The sequence below is a fragment of the Priestia sp. SIMBA_032 genome (genome assembly GCF_046535215.1).
GTDB lineage: Bacteria > Bacillota > Bacilli > Bacillales > Bacillaceae_H > Priestia > Priestia aryabhattai.
On record NZ_JAWRXD010000963.1, the window covers coordinates 1 to 260 of the forward strand.

Genomic DNA, 260 nt, shown 5'->3' on the forward strand with positions numbered 1-260 from the left:
GTGAATGAAATAATTGAACAGATGAAAGACAATGCGTTTTCAGTTGAAAATGTAACGCGCAAAGAGCGAAAACGTAATCCTGCATTACCGTTTACAACATCTTCCTTGCAACAAGAAGCAGCACGTAAGTTAAATATGCGAGCAAAGAAAACGATGATGCTTGCACAGCAATTGTATGAAGGGATAGATCTTGGAAAACAAGGAACTGTAGGTCTTATTACGTATATGAGAACTGATTCAACACGTATCTCAGAAACAGC

Annotated in this window: 1 protein-coding gene; it reads left to right on the top strand. The window is 38.1% G+C overall.

Going from position 1 to position 260, the window contains the following annotated elements; genetic code table 11:
- Positions 1-260, top strand: a 260-nt coding sequence (locus SB717_RS37210; RefSeq protein ID WP_410908128.1) for a DNA topoisomerase, incomplete at both ends; no start/stop codon positions are given.